22 protein-coding genes are annotated in these 19,758 nt (G+C 36.1%); 17 read left to right on the top strand and 5 right to left on the bottom strand.

The window, feature by feature from the left end; all coding sequences use genetic code 11:
• Positions 1-13: 13 nt before the first annotated feature.
• The gene (locus RTP99_RS07450; RefSeq protein WP_000450317.1) at positions 14-979 is read right to left on the bottom strand and encodes a tyrosine-type recombinase/integrase; all 966 of its coding nucleotides are present in this window, start codon (positions 977-979) and stop codon (positions 14-16) included.
• 113 nt (positions 980-1,092) lie between these two features.
• On the opposite strand from RTP99_RS07450, the gene spoVK reads away from it, so the two are divergent.
• Positions 1,093-2,049, top strand: a complete 957-nt coding sequence (spoVK, locus tag RTP99_RS07445) for a stage V sporulation protein K (protein ID WP_000438184.1) — start codon at positions 1,093-1,095, stop codon at positions 2,047-2,049.
• Positions 2,050-2,083: 34 nt separating this feature from the next.
• On the opposite strand, the gene RTP99_RS07440 is transcribed toward spoVK, so the two are convergent.
• Both RTP99_RS07440 and RTP99_RS07435 read right to left on the bottom strand, forming a co-directional pair.
• On the bottom strand, positions 2,084-2,218 hold the full coding sequence (locus RTP99_RS07440; RefSeq protein ID WP_000181496.1) for a hypothetical protein: 135 nt from the start codon (positions 2,216-2,218) through the stop codon (positions 2,084-2,086).
• 99 nt (positions 2,219-2,317) lie between these two features.
• Positions 2,318-2,941 carry a trimeric intracellular cation channel family protein gene (locus RTP99_RS07435; RefSeq protein WP_000312265.1) on the bottom strand — a complete coding sequence of 208 codons (624 nt, stop codon included), beginning with the start codon at positions 2,939-2,941 and terminating at the stop codon, positions 2,318-2,320.
• Between the two features lie 92 nt (positions 2,942-3,033).
• Here RTP99_RS07435 and hflX point away from each other — a divergent pair, with 92 nt between their 5' ends.
• From hflX to RTP99_RS07400, 7 genes are all read left to right on the top strand, one after another.
• Positions 3,034-4,308 carry a GTPase HflX gene (hflX, locus tag RTP99_RS07430; RefSeq protein WP_000391402.1) on the top strand — a complete coding sequence of 425 codons (1,275 nt, stop codon included), beginning with the start codon at positions 3,034-3,036 and terminating at the stop codon, positions 4,306-4,308.
• A complete protein-coding gene (locus RTP99_RS07425) occupies positions 4,301-5,572 on the top strand; it encodes a methionine gamma-lyase family protein (protein ID WP_000460298.1) in 1,272 nt (423 codons plus the stop codon). The genes hflX and RTP99_RS07425 overlap by 8 nt, the downstream gene beginning before the upstream one ends.
• A gap of 175 nt (positions 5,573-5,747) precedes the next feature.
• Positions 5,748-6,137: a transcriptional repressor GlnR gene (gene glnR / locus RTP99_RS07420; RefSeq protein ID WP_000656783.1), complete on the top strand. Its 390-nt coding sequence runs from the start codon at positions 5,748-5,750 to the stop codon at positions 6,135-6,137.
• 48 nt (positions 6,138-6,185) lie between these two features.
• A complete protein-coding gene (gene glnA, locus RTP99_RS07415; RefSeq protein WP_000135329.1) occupies positions 6,186-7,520 on the top strand; it encodes a type I glutamate--ammonia ligase in 1,335 nt (444 codons plus the stop codon).
• A 377-nt stretch (positions 7,521-7,897) separates the two neighbouring features.
• Positions 7,898-8,221, top strand: a complete 324-nt coding sequence (locus RTP99_RS07410; protein WP_001102622.1) for a PadR family transcriptional regulator — start codon at positions 7,898-7,900, stop codon at positions 8,219-8,221.
• Complete coding sequence (locus RTP99_RS07405; RefSeq protein ID WP_000032400.1) at positions 8,214-8,756, top strand: DUF1700 domain-containing protein; 543 nt, start codon at positions 8,214-8,216, stop codon at positions 8,754-8,756. The genes RTP99_RS07410 and RTP99_RS07405 overlap by 8 nt, the downstream gene beginning before the upstream one ends.
• A complete protein-coding gene (locus tag RTP99_RS07400; RefSeq protein ID WP_000976104.1) occupies positions 8,757-9,563 on the top strand; it encodes a DUF4097 family beta strand repeat-containing protein in 807 nt (268 codons plus the stop codon).
• 86 nt (positions 9,564-9,649) lie between these two features.
• On the opposite strand, the gene lexA is transcribed toward RTP99_RS07400, so the two are convergent.
• The gene (lexA, locus tag RTP99_RS07395) at positions 9,650-10,270 is read right to left on the bottom strand and encodes a transcriptional repressor LexA (RefSeq protein WP_000413738.1); all 621 of its coding nucleotides are present in this window, start codon (positions 10,268-10,270) and stop codon (positions 9,650-9,652) included.
• Between the two features lie 141 nt (positions 10,271-10,411).
• On the opposite strand from lexA, the gene RTP99_RS07390 reads away from it, so the two are divergent.
• Positions 10,412-11,068, top strand: a complete 657-nt coding sequence (locus RTP99_RS07390; RefSeq protein ID WP_000991471.1) for a YneB family resolvase-like protein — start codon at positions 10,412-10,414, stop codon at positions 11,066-11,068.
• 45 nt (positions 11,069-11,113) lie between these two features.
• Complete coding sequence (locus RTP99_RS07385; protein ID WP_000948565.1) at positions 11,114-11,353, top strand: DUF896 domain-containing protein; 240 nt, start codon at positions 11,114-11,116, stop codon at positions 11,351-11,353.
• 27 nt (positions 11,354-11,380) lie between these two features.
• Here RTP99_RS07385 and RTP99_RS07380 read toward each other — a convergent pair whose 3' ends face one another.
• On the bottom strand, positions 11,381-12,964 hold the full coding sequence (locus tag RTP99_RS07380) for a bifunctional metallophosphatase/5'-nucleotidase (protein ID WP_001075239.1): 1,584 nt from the start codon (positions 12,962-12,964) through the stop codon (positions 11,381-11,383).
• 185 nt (positions 12,965-13,149) lie between these two features.
• Here RTP99_RS07380 and RTP99_RS07375 point away from each other — a divergent pair, with 185 nt between their 5' ends.
• The 7 genes from RTP99_RS07375 to RTP99_RS07345 all read left to right on the top strand — a co-directional run bounded on the left by RTP99_RS07375 (position 13,150) and on the right by RTP99_RS07345 (position 19,740).
• Complete coding sequence (locus RTP99_RS07375; protein ID WP_312365029.1) at positions 13,150-14,088, top strand: phosphate/phosphite/phosphonate ABC transporter substrate-binding protein; 939 nt, start codon at positions 13,150-13,152, stop codon at positions 14,086-14,088.
• Between the two features lie 83 nt (positions 14,089-14,171).
• Positions 14,172-14,945 (top strand): phosphonate ABC transporter ATP-binding protein, encoded by a 774-nt coding sequence (phnC, locus tag RTP99_RS07370; RefSeq protein WP_000569239.1) that lies wholly within the window; start codon positions 14,172-14,174, stop codon positions 14,943-14,945.
• Complete coding sequence (gene phnE / locus RTP99_RS07365; protein WP_001000768.1) at positions 14,942-15,736, top strand: phosphonate ABC transporter, permease protein PhnE; 795 nt, start codon at positions 14,942-14,944, stop codon at positions 15,734-15,736. Before phnC ends, phnE (RTP99_RS07365) begins: the two co-directional genes overlap by 4 nt.
• Entirely contained in the window at positions 15,736-16,539 is an 804-nt protein-coding gene (gene phnE, locus RTP99_RS07360) for a phosphonate ABC transporter, permease protein PhnE (RefSeq protein ID WP_016718259.1), read from the top strand. The genes phnE (RTP99_RS07365) and phnE (RTP99_RS07360) overlap by 1 nt, the downstream gene beginning before the upstream one ends.
• Positions 16,540-16,842: 303 nt before the next feature.
• A complete protein-coding gene (tkt, locus tag RTP99_RS07355) occupies positions 16,843-18,843 on the top strand; it encodes a transketolase (protein ID WP_000019785.1) in 2,001 nt (666 codons plus the stop codon).
• Between the two features lie 156 nt (positions 18,844-18,999).
• Positions 19,000-19,440, top strand: coding sequence for a sporulation inhibitor of replication protein SirA (sirA, locus tag RTP99_RS07350; protein ID WP_000860645.1), 441 nt, complete (start codon positions 19,000-19,002; stop codon positions 19,438-19,440).
• Between the two features lie 78 nt (positions 19,441-19,518).
• Positions 19,519-19,740 carry a YneF family protein gene (locus RTP99_RS07345; protein WP_001123317.1) on the top strand — a complete coding sequence of 74 codons (222 nt, stop codon included), beginning with the start codon at positions 19,519-19,521 and terminating at the stop codon, positions 19,738-19,740.
• The last annotated feature ends 18 nt before the right edge of the window (positions 19,741-19,758 follow it).

The following is a 19,758-nucleotide window of genomic DNA, read 5'->3' as shown; positions in this document are numbered from 1 at the left end:
TAGAAAAAACGCCTTATGATAAGGCGTTTTTTCTATTTTCTGCGTATTGATAATATCGTTTTAGTGAAATCTTTGACTTGAAGCCAGCTAGCTTTATAATTTCTGACTCCGGAGTTTCTTTTTTTATTAAGTTTAAAATATAGGTGTTACGAAAGTGTTGTCCTGAGATTCCTTTGCGTAAATTAGCTCTGGATACTTCAAGGCGAATCATTTTTTGGATAGCGATTTCTGTTAATCCCTTTGGTGCATCATTTTCGTATACCCATCTGTATGTTCCGCGATTAAAATCGAATGCGACAAATAATGGATCATTACTATGATATTTTGGACGAACGGGTTCAGGGATACTTTTGTAATAAGTATATAGTTGTTTTTTGTCTTCGCTAGTTAATGTAATTGTTCTTTCTACTCCTGCGGTTGCAGGTATAGATAACGTGTTAGTTTCAAAGTGGACGTGATGCATAGTTAATGCTGTAAGTTCCTGTAAGGATAATCCATAGTCAATTAATAAATTTAAAATAGCGATATTACGATCCATCAATAAAGGGCGTACAGGACGTTGTTTTTCTGAAAGTCCTTCTAATGAAGTGACTATATATTTTAATCTTTTTTCTTCATCAGATGAAATGAAATCTTCATTGCGGAGTGTGCGGTCTGGTTGAATAGACATTTCCATGTTCTTTAATGGGTTAGGAATATTTAGAAAGTGATGCATTCTATTTAATACAATGAATACACGGTGCATCGTTTTCTCTGAGTAATGTCGATTCTTTTTTAAGTCGGAAAAGTAATCTTCGTAGTCTTTTGTACAAAGTGTAGCCCATATATTACTGGAAGGGAGCTTTTTGTTTTTTTCTAACCAATGTCCGAAATCTTCAATGTCATAAACATAACGTTTAATGGTTGAAGGTTTTCGGCCTTTATTCAATAAAAAAATAGAAAAGGCTTGTATTGTATCATGGAATTCCGTTGTCTCCATAGTCCCACCACCTTCATTATTTCTTTTATTATAGCAAACTTTTCTGAAAATAGTCATTTGCAAAGGAGACAAGAATAATAATATTTGGTGAGTGGATAAAATGAGGTGATTGTATGGAACAATCGATGCGAAAGAAAAATAATAATCAAATTAACATTGTGTTAAATCATCGAAAGAAAATTTCTTTACCGGCTGCAGAAAATAAAACAGTAATTTCAAGTGAAACTACTACGAAACATGAGATGCTGCAAAGAATTGAAGAAGAGATGGGAAAACTCGTTGGGATGGATGATATAAAAAAGATAATAAAAGAAATATATGCTTGGATTTATGTGAATAAAAAAAGACAAGAAATAGGATTGAAGTCTGAGAAACAAGTACTTCATATGTTATTTAAAGGGAATCCAGGTACAGGGAAGACAACTGTTGCTAGAATGATAGGGAAATTATTATTTGAGATGAATATTCTATCAAAAGGGCACTTAGTTGAAGCTGAACGTGCGGATCTTGTAGGAGAGTACATCGGTCATACAGCTCAAAAAACAAGAGATTTAATAAAAAAAGCAATGGGAGGAATTTTGTTTATTGATGAGGCATATTCATTAGCCCGAGGGGGAGAAAAAGATTTTGGAAAAGAAGCAATTGATACGCTCGTAAAACATATGGAAGATAAACAACACGGTTTTGTATTGATTTTAGCTGGATATTCAAGAGAGATGAATCACTTTCTTTCATTGAATCCAGGACTGCAATCTCGTTTTCCATTTATAATTGAGTTTGCGGACTACTCAGTAAATCAGTTGTTAGAAATAGGGAAGAGGATGTATGAAGAACGTGAATATCAGTTATCGAAAGAGGCTGAATGGAAATTTAGAGATCATTTACATGCTGTAAAGTACTCATCGCAAATTACATCCTTTAGTAATGGACGATATGTCCGGAATATTGTTGAAAAATCGATTCGTACACAAGCTATGCGGTTGTTACAAGAGGATGCATATGATAAATATGATTTGATTGGAATATCAAGCAGTGATTTGATGCTTGAAGAGGAGACGCACAGTACGTAAACTGTGCGTCTGTTTTTCTGTATAAGTGCTTCTATTACTTTTTTGCTTTTTCTTGATAAGATTTATGGAATCGTTCCATTTTAGCACTTTTTTCGTGTGCGGAATTAGGGTCGTGTCCAATTTGACCTACTGAGCTTTTTTGAGCCCCTTTATTCACATGGTTTGTCATTTGTATTCACCTCGCTTTGAGGATTAGTATAAACATTCTGTAAAGAAAAACTCATTAGAAAAGAAAAACCCCTTTACGATTTGTAAAGAGGTTGGATTGCTATTTATGCATTGAACGTTCGTTTGTGTCGATGCGTCTATGCGGTAAATGCCATTTGTAATGAATAGAAACCATGCGGAAGCAAACAATTAAAATGAATAAGGTGTATAGAGCCCAATCGCTAACAATAATTTGAGCGCCAATTAAGAAACCTGCCAGAATCGTCCAAAAAGCATATACATCAGCTCGAAGAACGAGAGGTTTTCTACGGGCTAAAAGATCGCGGATAATACCGCCTCCAATGCCAGTTAAAACGGCTGCTACGATTGTAGCACTAATTGGTAAATTTAATTTTTGAGCGTATAATGCCCCTTGTACGGCAAATGCTGATAAGCCGATAGCATCAGTGATGTTTTCCCACTTTTTCCAGTGTCTAATTAATTTATTTGGAAAAAGAAAAATAATCGTCATTGATAAAAGTGCGATTTGGAATAACATGTCTTGTTGCCAAAACGCGACAATCGGATAACCGATTAATAAATTACGAAGGGCACCTCCCCCAAATGCGGTTGCCATTCCTAAAATATACACCCCGAAAATATCATAATCCTCTTCCATTGCAACAATAGCCCCGCTTAATGCGAAAGCAATTGTGCCTATGATGCTAAAAATCTCCCATGCCATGAATTTTCTCCCCCGCTAACTAGATGAAATGTGCTTCCTCTGCTATTATATTAGAAGGTTTAAATTTCGAAAAGGATGAGTGAACATATTTGATGGAAGAAAAAGAGAAAGTCATATTAGTGGGCTGTCAATTGCCGCAAGATGATGATGAAAAATTTATGCATTCCATGAAAGAACTTGCATCATTAGCGAAAACTGCACGAGCAGAATTGTTAGTGTCTACAACGCAAAAACGACCGAAGTTTCATCCGGCGACTTATATAGGTAAAGGTAAATTAGAAGAGCTTACAATGTTAACTGAAGAATTAGAACCGGATGTTATCGTATTTAATAACGAATTAACACCGAGTCAAATTCGGAATTTATCCTCAGTATTAGATGCGAGGGTAATTGATCGAACGCAACTTATATTAGATATTTTTGCGCAACGTGCGAAGTCGAGAGAAGGGAAGCTTCAAGTTGAATTAGCTCAGTTGCAATATACAATGCCGCGTCTTATGGGGCAAGGATTGTCTTTATCACGTCTTGGTGGTGGTATTGGAACGAGAGGGCCGGGGGAAACGAAACTTGAGACGGATCGTCGTCATATCCGATCACGGATTGATGAAATAAAGAAACAACTTGCAGTTGTTGTAGAACATCGAAAAAGATATCGTGAGAGAAGAAAAGATAATAAAGTATTTCAAGTTTCGTTAATAGGATATACAAATGCAGGGAAATCTACGTTGTTTAATAGATTAACGGAAGCCGATACATTTGAAGAGAACTTGTTGTTTGCAACGCTAGACCCGACAACAAGGAAGATGCCGTTACCTTCTGGTTATACAGTATTACTAACTGATACGGTTGGTTTTATACAAGATTTACCTACATCATTAATTGCTGCATTCCGCTCGACATTAGAAGAAGCTGGTGAAGCGGATGTTATTTTACATGTTGTGGATTCTGCAGATCCGAATTATGTAGGGCATGAGAAAACAGTAAAACAATTATTGTCAGAACTCGAAATCAATCATACTCCTATTATTACGTTATATAATAAAAAAGATGAATTACATCAAAACTTTATTCCGTTTCCGAAAAGTGACTTCTTAATGACTAGTGCTTTTGAAGAAAATGATCTATTACATATAAAAGAAGCGATAGAAACGAAAATGAAGGAAGAAATGAATTGTTATCAAGTGAAAATTCCTCCGAGTGAAGGTAAGTTATTAACTCTATTAAAGACAGAGACGCTATTAACGAAAATGGAGTTTTTGGAAGAGAAATTTGTATATGATTGCGCGGGGTATATTTTTGCTCATTCATCGCTTAATGTACAATTAAAGAGATTTTTAGTGGAAGAAGGAGAAAATAAAAATGTTTGATCGTTTGAAAAATGGAGAAAAAATTGCTCCAATCGTAAAAGAAGTAGAGAGTCAAATTACAGAAGTACATAAACGTGCGGATGAAGTAATTGAAAGTAATCAGTTTCGTGTGTTAGAAAGTTTCCGTAAACATAAAATTAGTGATTCACATTTTATTCCGACGACAGGTTACGGTTATGATGATATTGGTCGTGATACGTTAGAAAAAGTGTATGCAGATGTATTTGGAGCGGAAGCTGGTCTTGTTCGTCCGCAAATCATTTCAGGTACTCACGCAATTTCAACAGCGCTATTCGGTATTTTACGTCCGGGAGATGAGTTATTGTACATCACGGGTAAGCCGTATGATACGTTAGAAGAAATTGTTGGTGTACGTGGAAAAGGTGTAGGATCATTCAAAGAATATAATATTGGTTATAATGCAGTTCCGCTTACTGAAGAGGGGCTAGTTGATTTTAGAGCTGTTGCAGCTGCCATTCATAGTAATACGAAGATGATTGGAATTCAACGTTCAAAAGGTTATGCTACTCGTCCGTCGTTTACTATTTCTCAAATTAAAGAGATGATAGCGTTTGTTAAGGAAATTAAACCAGATGTTGTCGTGTTTGTAGATAACTGTTATGGCGAGTTTATTGAAGAGCAAGAGCCATGTCATGTTGGTGCAGATTTAATGGCAGGTTCGCTTATTAAAAACCCGGGTGGGGGAATTGTTAAAACTGGTGGTTACATTGTTGGTAAAGAACAGTATGTTGAAGCGTGTGCATATCGTTTAACATCTCCAGGAATCGGTGCGGAAGCAGGGGCATCTTTATACAGTCTGCAAGAAATGTATCAAGGTTTCTTCTTAGCGCCGCATGTAGCAGGACAAGCGCTAAAAGGTGCGATTTTTACAGCTGCATTTTTAGAAAAGTTAGGAATGAATACATCACCAGCGTGGAATGCACCAAGAACGGATTTAATTCAATCTGTTCAATTTGATGACAAAGATCGCATGATTGCATTCTGCCAAGCAATTCAATATGCATCTCCGATTAATTCTCACTTCACTCCATATGCCAATTATATGCCGGGGTATGAAGATGATGTAATTATGGCTGCGGGAACGTTTATTCAAGGTGCAAGTATTGAATTGTCAGCTGATGGTCCAATTCGTCCGCCTTATGTTGCTTACGTACAAGGTGGGCTAACTTATTCGCATGTGAAGATTGCGATTTGTTCTGCAATTGATGCATTAATTGAAAAAGAATTATTAACAATTTCTTAAAGGGAAGCTGTCAATTTTGACAGCTTTTTTTCGTGTGAAAGTAATGATTTATTTCATTAGAAAAAAGAATGAAAAAAATTATAAAAAATCATGTAAGAAAAGCTAACATCTATTGACACCAAACATAACATGGTATAAAATGAGAAGCAGTTAAGGCGAAGGAGGAACTGAAGCAATGAAAGAAGATAGACGTTCTGCCCCGCTGTTTCCTATTGGTATTGTTATGGATTTAACACAATTGTCTGCACGTCAAATTCGCTACTATGAAGAGCATAATCTTGTTTCTCCAACCCGTACAAAGGGGAATCGTAGATTATTCTCATTTAACGATGTAGATAAGTTGTTAGAGATTAAAGATTTATTAGATCAAGGCTTGAATATGGCTGGTATTAAACAAGTGTTACTAATGAAAGAAAATCAAACAGAAGCAGTGAAAGTAAAAGAAGAAACGAAAGAAATTTCAAAAACTGAGCTTCGCAAAATACTTCGAGATGAACTACAACATACAGGTAGATTTAATCGAACTTCATTGCGACAAGGTGATATTTCAAGATTTTTTCACTAAAGAGAACTGATTCTGAAGGTGTTTAGAGGGACTAAGGAGGAATTTATAATGGCTAGGTACACAAAAGAAGATATTTTCCGTTTGGCGAAAGAAGAGAATGTAAAGTATATCCGTTTACAATTTACGGACCTTTTAGGGGTAATTAAAAACGTAGAAATTCCAGTGAGCCAATTAACAAAAGCTCTTGATAACAAAATGATGTTTGATGGATCTTCTATTGAAGGTTTCGTACGTATTGAAGAATCTGATATGTACTTATATCCAGACTTAGATACTTGGGTGATTTTCCCTTGGACAGCTGAAAAAGGTAAAGTAGCTCGATTAATCTGTGATATTTACAATGCAGATGGCACTCCATTTGAAGGGGATCCACGTAACAATTTAAAACGTGTATTAAAAGAAATGGAAGCTTTAGGATTCTCAGATTTCAATCTTGGACCAGAGCCGGAATTCTTCCTATTCAAAGTAGATGAAAAAGGAAATCCAACATTAGAATTAAACGATAACGGTGGATACTTCGACCTTGCGCCGATGGATCTAGGGGAAAACTGTCGTCGTGATATCGTTCTTGAACTTGAAGAAATGGGCTTTGAAATTGAAGCGTCTCACCATGAGGTTGCTCCAGGGCAGCACGAAATTGACTTCAAATATGCAAATGCAATTCGTTCATGTGATGACATTCAAACATTCAAACTTGTTGTAAAAACAATTGCTCGTAAACACGGTTTACACGCAACATTTATGCCAAAACCATTATACGGTGTGAACGGTTCAGGTATGCACTGTAACTTATCACTATTCAAAAATGGTGAGAACGTATTCTATGATCAAAACGGTGACTTACAATTAAGTGATGACGCTCGTCACTTCATCGCAGGTATTTTAAAACACGCACCAGCATTTACAGCGGTAGCAAACCCAACTGTAAACTCTTACAAGCGTTTAGTACCTGGATACGAAGCTCCTTGTTACGTAGCATGGTCTGCACAAAACCGTAGTCCATTAGTACGTATCCCTGCATCTCGTGGTATTAGCACACGCGTAGAAGTACGTAGTGTTGACCCAGCTGCAAACCCATATTTAGTAATGGCAACATTATTAGCAGCAGGTCTTGATGGAATTAAAAACAAATTAACTCCACCAGCTGCAGTAGATCGTAACATCTACGTAATGACAAAAGAAGAGCGCGAAGAAGCAGGTATCGTTGATTTACCGGCAACATTAGCGCAAGCTTTAGTTACATTACAAGCTAATGAAGTAATTAGTAACGCATTAGGAGATCACTTACTTGAGCACTTCATCGAAGCGAAAGAAATTGAATGGGATATTTTCCGTACGCAAGTTCACCAATGGGAACGCGATCAATATATGTCTCTATACTAAGAGGTGAGGAAGCCCTGATACTACGGTATCAGGGCTTTTTTATTTGTCGACAATATAGGTGTTAGTTGAAATGAATTGAATAGATGCCTGAAAAAATATGACGGTATTTGAATTTCTATTCCATATCTTTAATGTAACGTGGTGAAATTCGAATTACTTTGTGTTCCAAAAGGATGGATAAGTACAAGTAACATGCGTAATATCTATGGGTTTAAAAAATTGTATGATATGTTGTGTTCGGTATTGAATATGTTTAATACTAAAGTTCGGGTGTTTAAAAATATAGTACCTTGCAATAAATAGTACTAAGTGGTATATTATGGATAAGGAAGGTACCGTGTATTGAACAGTACTGAAATGAGAAAGGGGGATTGCACTTGAACGTTCAGTTTAAAAAAGGTGTGTTAGAACTGTGTGTACTGGCACTTGTGAAACGTAAGGATTGTTACGGTTATGAACTTGTTCAGCAAATCTCAAATAAATTTTTAATATCGGAAGGGTCAGTATATCCTTTATTACGCCGTTTAACGAAGGAAGGATATTTTCAAACGTATTTAAAAGAATCTACGGAAGGACCACCTCGCAAATATTATCAACTAACTGAGCAAGGGGAAACGCAACTGAATGTGTTAGTAACAGAGTGGCGTGATTTTGCGAAAGGTGTACAAGAAATTATTGAAGGGGTGGAATGGGATGAGTAAAGAACAGTTTCTTAAGGAATTATCAAGTCACCTTAGAAAGTTACCGGACGAAGAGAGAAAAGATATTTTATTTGATTATGAAGAGCATTTTCAGTTTGGGATAGAAGAGGGAAAAACTGAATCGGAAATAATAAAGGGGCTTGGCTCTCCGAAAGTAATTGCAAAAGAATTGCTTGCGATGTATCGTTTCGATGAAATGAAAAAAGATCCATCAACTTCAAATGTGACAAGAGCTGTCATGGCGGCGATTGGACTTAGTTTGTTTAATTTCGTTATTGTGTTAGGCCCGTTAGTTGCAATTATTGCTTTTATATTTTCTTTTTGGGTCGGTGGGATTGCTAGTGTAGTGACACCATTTTTCGTAATTGGAAAAGTATTTATGGGTACTTTTATATGGTTAGATTTATTCGTTAGTATAACTTTTGTTGGAGTAGGTTTGTTGTTATGTATAATCGCTTATTATAGTACGAAGTGGTTTAAAAAGCTTTGCGTACGTTATGTAATATGGAACTTCAAAATGATAAAAGGGGAGTAGATGATGAAAAAAATCTTGTTAGCAGCAATCGCTTGTATCATTATTGGAGTAATTGGGATTTCACAAACATATGAAAAAGCAGTGCAAGCTGCAGAAGAAGGAAACAAAGAAGATAAAATTAAAAATGAAACACTAAAAAATATAGAAGTTAAGTTAGATGTCGGGGATATTGTTGTCCAAAAATCTCCTGACGCTTCTTTTTATGTAAAGCAATCAGGAGATGCGCGTAAACAAGAGATTCGTATTACTGAAGATGGTGACACATTAAAAATCATTGGGGAAAGAGAAAAAGATGCTTCATTTGATTTTTCTTTTTACGATTTTAGGTTTCAAACGTCTACATTGACTCTCCTTGTGCCTGAACGCTCTTACCAAGATGTAAAAGTAAATTCATCTGCTGGACAAATTGAAATAAGTGATGTGAAAAGTGAACGTGTAAGTGCTAGAACACTTACTGGAGAAGTGGATTTGAAACATGTAACGGCTAAGAATGTGGAGGGATCTACAAAAGCTGGTGAAGTAAACTTTAAAAAAGTAATAGGGAAAGTGACTGCAAAAACGACCAGTGGGGAAATAAATATTCTAGATCATGATTCTATGTATAATCTAGAAGCAAGTTCAACTGCGGGAGATATAAATATTACTTTATCGGAAAAACCAAAAGATGCGGTAATTACTGGGCAAAGTGCTGCCGGGGATGTAACAATTTTTAATGAAGAAAATAAAGACGTAACGATTGGTAATGGGAGTAAAAAGATTAGCGGTAAAACAGCTGCGGGCGATGTGACGATTGAAACGCGTTCATAAGAAATAGAATGTATGAAAATCTATCAAAATACAAAAAAGAAGATAATTACCGTATATAAATAAGGTAATTATCTTCTTTTATATTCTTAATGTAAATCACGATATACGCCAATTACTTTACCGATAACGGACACTTGCTTTAAAATGATAGGTTCTAATGAAGAGTTTTCCGGTTGTAGACGGAAATGGTCTTTTTCTTTATAGAAACGTTTAACAGTTGCTTCATTATCTTCTGTTAAAGCGACTACAATTTCACCATTATATGCAGACTGTTGTTGGCGAACAACAACTAAATCTCCATCGAAAATACCAGCTTCAATCATACTATCTCCAGAAATACGTAACATAAACACTTGATCTGCTCCTGCGACAATGCTAGCTGGAAGAGGGAAGTGTTCCTCAACGCTTTCGACTGCTGTAATTGGTAATCCAGCAGTAACTTTCCCGACAATTGGAACTTGAATAACAGATTGTGTTTCTGTATCCATTCGGTCTTCACCTAAAATTTCAATTGCGCGTGGTTTTGTTGGATCGCGTCGAATGTATCCTTTTTCTTCTAATCTTGATAAATGTCCGTGCACTGTAGAACTAGAAGCGAGGCCGACTGCTTGACCAATTTCACGTACGGAAGGTGGATATCCTTTTTCTTGTACTTTTAGCTTAATAAAGTCGAGAATGTCTTGCTGGCGTTTCGTTAACTTTTCCATGTTTTCTAACACCTCGTTTTCTTTCATTTTTCTTATTAATAAGTATAACATGTGAAAAAACATTCTACAAACATAAGTTCGAACAAAAGGCGAATTTATGTTACACTAAAGGGAAATTATAGTGAGAAAGAGGGGTTCATAATGAATGCAATTATTTATGCGCGTGTGAGTACAACAAAAGAAGCACAAGAAACATCATTATTACGTCAAAAAGATGAATTATTGCATTTAGCGGAGCGCTACCAAATGAATGTTACTAAGGTGATTGAGGAACAGGCTAGTGGCTATACAATTGAACGTGACGGCATATTAGAAGTGCTAGATACAATTCGAGACGAACAAATTGATGTGCTACTTATACAAGATGAAACGCGCCTTGGTAGGGGGAATGCAAAGATTGCGTTAATGCACTGTTTACATAAAGAAGGAATAAAAGTATATACGCATACACATAATGGTGAATTGCAATTGTCGGATTCTGATTCAATGGTATTAGATATTATTGGTATTGTTGAAGAGTATCAAAGAAAGATTCATAATTTAAAAATTAAACGTGGTATGCAACGAGCAGTAGAAAAAGGCTATCGTCCAGAAAATAATTTAAAGAATCGTCATTTAAGTGTAGGACGAGAGAAGAAAGAAGTGCCAATTGAGGAAATTGTACGTTTGCGTAAGAGTGAACTTACTTTCGAAGAAATTGCAGCAACACTACGTGGCTTTGGTCATAATGTTTCAAAAGCGACGGTACATCGTAGATATGTAGAGTATACAAAGCAATTGCTTGATAAAGAAGAGTAACTATTGTATGATAATAATCAGTTTTGAGTAGAAGGGGGATTCGAGATGCTTAGTCACGAACTCGTTGAACGCATTAACTTCTTAGCGAAAAAAGCAAAAGCTGAAGGTTTAACTGAAGAAGAACAACGTGAGCGTCAATCGCTACGTGAACAATATTTAAAAGGATTTCGTCAAAATATGTTAAACGAACTAAAAGGAATTAAAGTTGTTAACGAACAAGGTACTGATGTTACACCGGCGAAATTAAAAGCTTTAAAAAAGCAAGATAATGCAAAATTAAACTAAAAGATGGGCGAAGCCCATCTTTTTTATTTATTTAATAACTTCCCAGTTGTTATTAACGGTTGCTTCTATCTTTTTATGTTTCAATATATAGTTAGCGATAAGTTCAGACATATTTGTTGGGATGTCTTTTATTACGGGCTTATTTTGAAACATAAAGAAGTTCCCTCCGCCGCTTGCGCGATAATTATTCATAACGACGTCATATTCTTCGTTCATATTAAGAGGAGTGCCTTTATGTTGTAAAGATTCTACTCTTGCGCCAATTGGTTTTGAAATGTTTAATACGTACGAAATTCCTTCCCACATATCGTAATTATAGTGTTGCGGCTTTGGTTCTATAAAGGTAGGGTTTACGATGATAGATCCATCTTCTTTTAATGTGAAATAAGAAGCAGAGAGTTCGAGAGCATCTTTTATATCTGAGCCAGTTATTCTAATTACTTTTAATGTATTTGGATAAATATAATTAGAAACGATGTCACGCATTGTTACATGTTCCGGGAAACCTGGAGATGTATTATGGAATAGGCTTGTACAAGAAATGGAAACATTAGCAATATCCATCTGTATTTTATTTATGAATTCAATAAAAGGATGGTCTTTCAAACGAGTTTGCATAGCATCTGAAATTTGCATGTCACCGTGGATGATTCCAATAGGTTGATCAAGCCATTTTTGTGTTTTCTCTTCATAATCGGCTACCAAGTAAAGAACATCTGGATCTGCCTCGATTTCTTGCACAGCCAATAGTTCTGAATAACTCTCTTTTTTTACCCACTCTTGTTTCATTTTTTCAAATGTTATAGTTACTTTTCCAACTGAATGTCCATTACATCCAGTCTGTAAAATTGTTACATCATTACCCACTGTTTGAGCAATTTTTCGGTGCTGATGGCCTGTTAATAAAATATCTATGCCCTCAATTTCATGACACATTGCATACCCTTGGTTTTCACCTGTTAAAACTTCAGTCGGTTCTCCAGTTTGTAAATCGCGTTCAAATCCCCCATGATACGCTACGACCAGTAAATCTGGTTTCTCGTGTTCGCGAATGTAAGAAACCCAATTTTTTGTTGTTTCTAACGCATCTTCAAATTGTAAGTCTTTAATGTGAGGGGGTTGTTCCCAATTTGGAATGTAATGCGTTGTCATCCCTAAAATAGCAATTTTTATATTTGATTCAATCTGTTTTATTATATATGGTTTTCCGAAATAAGATTCTTTGCTGTTTTTATCTAAAATATTTGCTGATAAATACGGGAAGTTGGCAGTAGAAATAGCATGATTTAATACGTCCAGTCCATAATTAAATTCATGATTCCCAATCACTGCAGCGTCGTAACGTAAATAGTTTGCTATTAATGACATTGGGTTTTTCTTATCTTTTTCATATGTAGCGTAATGATAAGTAAAGGGTGTTCCTTGTATGAAGTCACCATTATCAATTAATAGGACGTTTCTATTTTCGGAACGTTCTTTTTTTATAAGAGTAGAAATTTTAGCTAAACCAATTTCAGCTTTGGAGTTATCTTGATAGTGAATTGGATAAACGGTACCATGTATATCACTTGTTAATAAGATGTTTAAAGTTACAATTTGATTTTGATTCAATATCATTCACCTTTTCTATTGTTATCTACCAATTAAGCATATCAAATATAGGAAGAGAATTTTAATGTGAGTGTATAGAATGTGTAAAGATTCTGTAAATAAACAATTATTCGTGAAATTGTGTGATATATTTCTTCATGTTTACGGAAGGTTATTTTATAACAACAAAAATGGAGGCATTAATTATGTTGAAAAAAGTTTTTGCAATGAGTACAACAGTTGTATTAGCAGCGGGTTTATTAAGTGGCTGTGGAACGAAGGAATCAAGCGCAAGTAAAAATGAAGATACGAAAAAAGGGTATGTACCGAAGACTTTAAATGTTCAATTTGTTCCTTCTCAAAATGCAGATACGTTAGAGGCGAAGGCAAAACCACTTGAGAAGCTATTAAGTGATAAGTTAAATATTCCAGTAAAAGTTAGTATTTCGACGAATTACAATACAATTGTAGAAGCGATGGCATCTAAGCAAGTAGATGTAGGTTTTTTACCTCCAACAGCGTATGTGCTAGCACATGAGAAAAAGGCTGCAAACGTAATTTTACAAGCACAACGTTTTGGAGTAGATGATGAAACGGGAGCTCCTACAAAGGATTTAGTAGACTTTTATAAGTCTGAATTTGTTGTTAAGAAAGATTCAAATATTAATAGTGTAAAAGATTTAAAAGGTAAAAAAATTGGTTATCAAGATGTAACGTCATCAGCGGGGTATGTGTGGCCTGCGGCTGTACTATTAAAAGAGGGCGTTGATCCGTTAAAAGATGTGAAACCTGTTACATTAAAAGGTCACGATCAGTCGCTTATTGCTCTTTTAAATGGTGATGTAGACGCAGCTGTTGTATTCCAAGATGCTCGTAATATTGTAAAAAAAGATTATCCGAATATATTCGATCAAACGAAAATAGTGAAATTTACGGAGAAAATTCCAAACGATACGATTTCGGTACGTTCGGATTTAGATGAAGAGTGGAGCAAGAAATTACAGGATGCTTTCATTGAAATTGGAAAGAATGAGGAAGGTCACAAAATCATTAAAGAAGTATATTCACATGAAGGATATGTTAAATCTGATGATAGTAAATTTGATATCGTTCGTGAATATGGGAAGAAAGTAAAAACGCGATAATACATATGGAAATGGAAGCTAACTGGAAAGGTATGTTTTCAGTTAGTTTGCCGTTTTGAATTCATAGAAGGTAGGTAAGATGTGTGATAGAGTTTCGAAATGTTTCCAAAGTGTATCCAAATGGTACAAAAGGATTGAATCATATAAACTTGAAAATTCAAAAAGGTGAGTTTGTTGTAATGGTAGGGCTGTCCGGAGCTGGAAAGTCTACACTTTTAAGATCAGTAAATCGTCTTCATGAGATTACAGAAGGCGAAATCATGATTGAAGGTGAGTCAATTACTGCTGCAAAAGGAAAAGGATTACGCCGCATGCGCCGGGATATTGGTATGATTTTTCAAAGTTTTAATCTTGTAAAGCGATCAACGGTATTAAAGAACGTATTAGCTGGGCGTGTTGGGTATCATTCGACATTGCGTACAACGTTAGGCATATTTCCGAAAGAAGATTTGGAGCTTGCCTTTCAATCGTTAAAAAGGGTAAATATTTTAGAAAAAGCATATGCGCGGGCTGATGAATTATCAGGAGGACAACAACAACGTGTGTCCATTGCTAGAGCGTTGGCGCAAGAAGCAAAAATCATATTAGCGGATGAACCTGTTGCGTCGTTAGATCCACTAACAACAAAGCAAGTATTAGATGATTTGAAAAAAATTAATGAAGATTTTGGAATTACAACAATTGTAAACTTACATTCTATTGATTTAGCTAGGCAATATGCGACACGCATTATTGGATTACATGCAGGTGAAATTGTTTTTGATGGCCTAGTAGAAGAGGCAACGGATGAAAAATTTGCTGAAATTTATGGTGACGTAGCGCAGAAAAGCGAATTGTTAGAGGTGGCAGTTAAATGAATGACGTGACGATATATTCGAAATCGATACCGAAGCCGCCGAGTAAGTTAAAACATATGTTAACGTTAATTCTAGTCATTTTACTGTTGTGGGGAAGTAGTATGCAGGTCGACGCATCATTTTCAAAACTAGTAGTTGGTTTTCCTAATATGATGGATTTGTTAAAAGAGATGGTGCCGCCAGATTGGAGTTATTTTCAAGTTATTACAACAGCAATGTTAGATACAATACGTATGGCGATTATCGGGACGACTTTAGGAGCGATATTAGCTATTCCACTGGCACTATTTGCGGCAAGTAATGTGTTTACGAGTGCATTTTTGTACAGTCCCGCTCGATTGATTTTAAATTTTATCCGAACGGTACCAGATTTATTATTAGCGGCAATTTTCGTAGCTATTTTTGGAATAGGACCACTTCCAGGTATTTTAGCTCTTACGTTTTTCTCAATTGGGCTCGTGGCGAAATTGTTGTATGAGTCAATTGAATCGATTGATCCAGGTCCATTAGAAGCAATGACAGCAGTAGGAGCAAATAAGGTGCAATGGATTGTTTATGGGGTAATTCCGCAAGTGAAAGCGCATTTTGTCTCCTATGTTCTTTATACATTTGAGGTAAACGTACGTGCAGCAGCTGTTTTAGGTTTAGTAGGAGCTGGCGGTATCGGATTATATTATGATCGTACACTTGGGTTTTTACAATATGAACAAACTGCATCTATTATTATTTATACCCTTGTTGTTGTATTGTTAATTGATTATGTAAGTACATTGTTGCGGGAGAAATTATAATGAGTAAAACGACGTTAATCGTACCAAAACCGAAGAAACCGAGTATGTATCGCTGGATTATTTTCATAGCACTTACATTTGTTTATGTATGGGCTTTTTCGGGAGTACCGCTAGAGGGAATCAAAGATACGGCGGGAGAAATTACAAAAGCAATTATGACAGGTGTATTGAATCCAGATTGGTCGTATGTATCTTTGTCAGATGGTGAAGATTTATTACATGGTTTAATTGATACGTTGGCAATTGCGATATTAGGTACATTTATTTCTGCCTTTTTATCTGTTCCATTCGCTTTTTGGGCGGCGACGAATATGAGTAGTGGAAAATTAACTTCGGGAACTGGGAAATTTGTACTTAGTTTTGTCCGTACATTTCCTGAATTAGTTATGGCTCTTTTATTTATAAAAGCTGTTGGACCAGGTTCTTTTGCCGGCGTTCTAGCTTTAGGGTTACACTCTATTGGAATGTTAGGAAAATTATATTCAGAAGGAATTGAAAATATAGATAAAGGACCGAAGGAAGCGTTAATAGCAACAGGTGCGAATCGATTTCAAATACTTTGGTATGCAGTATTGCCACAAGTATTACCAGATTTTCTATCCTATACGTTATACAGGTTCGAAATTAATGTGCGATCCGCTGCCATTTTAGGTGTTATTGGAGCAGGGGGAATTGGCACACCTCTAATTTTTGCGCTGAGTTCACGCAATTGGTCTCGTGTAGGAATTATTTTATTAGGCATCATTTTAATGGTTATTATCATTGATTTTATTTCAAGTTCGATTCGGAAACGGATTGTTTAACTGATTTGAAAAGCATCGAATTTAGATGCTTTTTTGTATTTTTAAAGGTGGGCTAAAAAAGTTAGTATAGAAGGGTTTTGTATATATGTATAAATATACAGATAATTCTCTTTCTTTTTAAAATAAAAATAATGAAAAAGTATGTCATATTGAATGCCCATACATTCCCGGAAACATTGATTTTTTTATAAAAAATCAAAAAAACATCAACATATTTGTCGATACATGTTGTATAATCTTGCGTGGGAAGCTATCATATAAATGTATAAAACGTTTACTAATATAAGCGAAGGGAAGAATAGCATGTCACATTCAATCGAACAACTTTCTATCAACACGATTCGCACATTATCCATCGATGCGATTGAAAAAGCAAACTCTGGTCACCCAGGAATGCCAATGGGTGCAGCACCAATGGCTTATACATTATGGACTCAATTTATGAAACACAATCCAAATAACCCAACGTGGTTTAACCGTGATCGTTTCGTATTATCAGCAGGTCATGGTTCAATGTTATTATACAGCCTACTTCACCTATCTGGTTATGATGTAACAATGGATGACTTAAAGAACTTCCGTCAATGGGGAAGCAAAACTCCAGGACATCCTGAGTACGGTCATACACCTGGTGTAGATGCAACTACTGGTCCACTTGGACAAGGTATTTCAACTGCTGTAGGTATGGCAATGGCTGAAAGACATTTAGCTGCTAAATATAACCGTGATGCGTATAATGTAGTAGATCATTATACATACGCTATTTGTGGTGATGGAGATTTAATGGAAGGCGTTTCTGCTGAAGCATCTTCATTAGCTGCTCATTTACAATTAGGTCGCCTTGTTGTGCTTTACGATTCAAACGATATTTCATTAGATGGCGATTTAAATCGTTCATTCTCTGAAAGTGTAGAAGATCGTTACAAAGCATACGGATGGCAAGTAATCCGTGTTGAGGATGGAAACGATATTGAAGCTATCGCAAAAGCAATCGAAGAAGCGAAAGCTGACGAAAAACGCCCAACGCTAATTGAAGTAAGAACGACAATTGGTTTCGGTTCTCCAAACAAATCAGGAAAATCAGCTTCACATGGTTCTCCACTAGGTGTAGAAGAAACAAAATTAACGAAAGAAGCATATGCTTGGACTGCTGAGCAAGACTTCCACGTAGCAGAAGAAGTATACGACAACTTCCGTAAAACAGTACAAGATGTTGGTGAAACTGCGCAAGCAGAGTGGAACACTATGCTAGGTGAATATGCACAAGCATACCCAGAATTAGCAAACGAATTCCAAGCAGCAATGAACGGTCAACTTCCAGAAGGTTGGGAGCAAAACTTACCAACTTATGAATTAGGATCAAAAGCAGCAACTCGCAATTCTTCTGGTGCTGTAATTAATGCAATTGCAGAATCTGTACCATCATTCTTCGGTGGATCAGCTGACCTTGCTGGTTCTAACAAAACATACATGAATAACGAAAAAGACTTTACAAGAGATGATTACAGCGGTAAGAACATTTGGTACGGTGTACGTGAGTTCGCAATGGGTGCAGCAATGAACGGTATTGCACTACATGGTGGTTTAAAAACTTACGGTGGTACGTTCTTCGTATTCTCTGACTACTTACGTCCAGCAATTCGTCTTGCAGCATTAATGCAATTGCCGGTAACGTATGTATTCACACACGACAGTATCGCTGTTGGTGAAGATGGTCCAACACATGAACCAATCGAGCAATTAGCGGCGCTACGTGCAATGCCAAATGTATCTGTTATTCGTCCAGCTGACGGTAACGAGTCTGTTGCTGCTTGGAGATTAGCTCTAGAATCTACAAACAAACCAACTGCTTTAGTATTAACTCGTCAAGATCTTCCAACATTAGAAGGTGCAAAAGACGATACGTATGAAAAAGTAGCAAAAGGTGCATATGTAGTTTCTGCAAGCAAGAAAGAAACAGCTGATGTAATCTTACTTGCAACTGGATCAGAAGTAAGTCTAGCTGTTGAGGCTCAAAAAGCATTAGCAGTAGACGGTGTTGACGCATCTGTTGTCAGCATGCCATCTATGGATCGCTTTGAAGCTCAAACTGCTGAGTACAAAGAATCTGTATTACCAAAAGCAGTAACAAAACGTTTCGCAATCGAAATGGGTGCTACATTCGGATGGCACCGTTACGTAGGTCTTGAAGGAGATGTGTTAGGTATCGATACATTCGGTGCTTCTGCTCCTGGTGAGAAGATTATGGAAGAGTATGGATTTACTGTAGAGAACGTTGTTCGTAAAGTAAAAGAAATGCTTTAATGATTTTAGAAAAATCTCTCCGGCATGGAGAGGTTTTTCTATGTAAATGAGTTTTTTCGACAGAAAAAGTTTTTTCTCTCTCCGCAGTCAGACAATCATTGCAAAATTTCTTCTATATAATGAAGAGAAAAGGTTGTCCAGATTGGGAGGCGAAAGATGAAAACGTATGAATTGTATTTAATTCAAGAGGATATTGCGAAAGCTTACTTTGGTCGTGAATATTTGTTTTTTGATTTATTTGCTCGATTTTCAGAATCTGGGTCCCTTTCGGAGAAAAAAGTGCTATATAAACAAATGATGTATATAACGATGCCATTACAAGTAATGAAAATTCATCATAAATTAGAACAAGCTTTGCGCGTTCTTGGTAAATATGATCGAACACATCATACACATACACTTTATACAGGGGCAGAATATGGCGAAATAATGGTGAAACCACACTATATTCGCATGAATACCTCTGGAAATGTTTCTATGGAAACGACTTTCTTTGAGGTGCTTCGGAAGTGTGAATTAACATTTTTAGCTATGGATTATGAAAATACAAAGTACGGATGGCTGAATCCTCTAAAACAAGTACGAACATATGTGTAAAAAATGTCGAATTGTATCTTGTCTTATTGAAAAGGTTTTAGTACACTGTAAGGTAGACAACATGAAGGAGGAAAATATATGCCAATTTGGTTAGGTATTCTAGTGGGCGTAGTAGCACTAGTAGCAGGCGTGGCGTTAGGATTTTTCATTGCCCGCAAATACATGATGAATTACTTACAAAAAAATCCACCAATTAACGAACAAATGTTAAAAATGATGATGATGCAAATGGGACAAAAACCTTCCCAAAAGAAAATCAATCAAATGATGAGCGCGATGAACAAGCAACAAATGAAATAAGCGCTAAAAGACACTCGC

Source organism: Bacillus sp. (in: firmicutes), assembly GCF_031983925.1.
In the GTDB taxonomy this organism is placed as follows: domain Bacteria; phylum Bacillota; class Bacilli; order Bacillales; family Bacillaceae_G; genus Bacillus_A; species Bacillus_A pacificus.
Note: the sequence above shows the minus strand (reverse complement) of the source record. Positions and strands in the feature narration are given on the sequence as shown.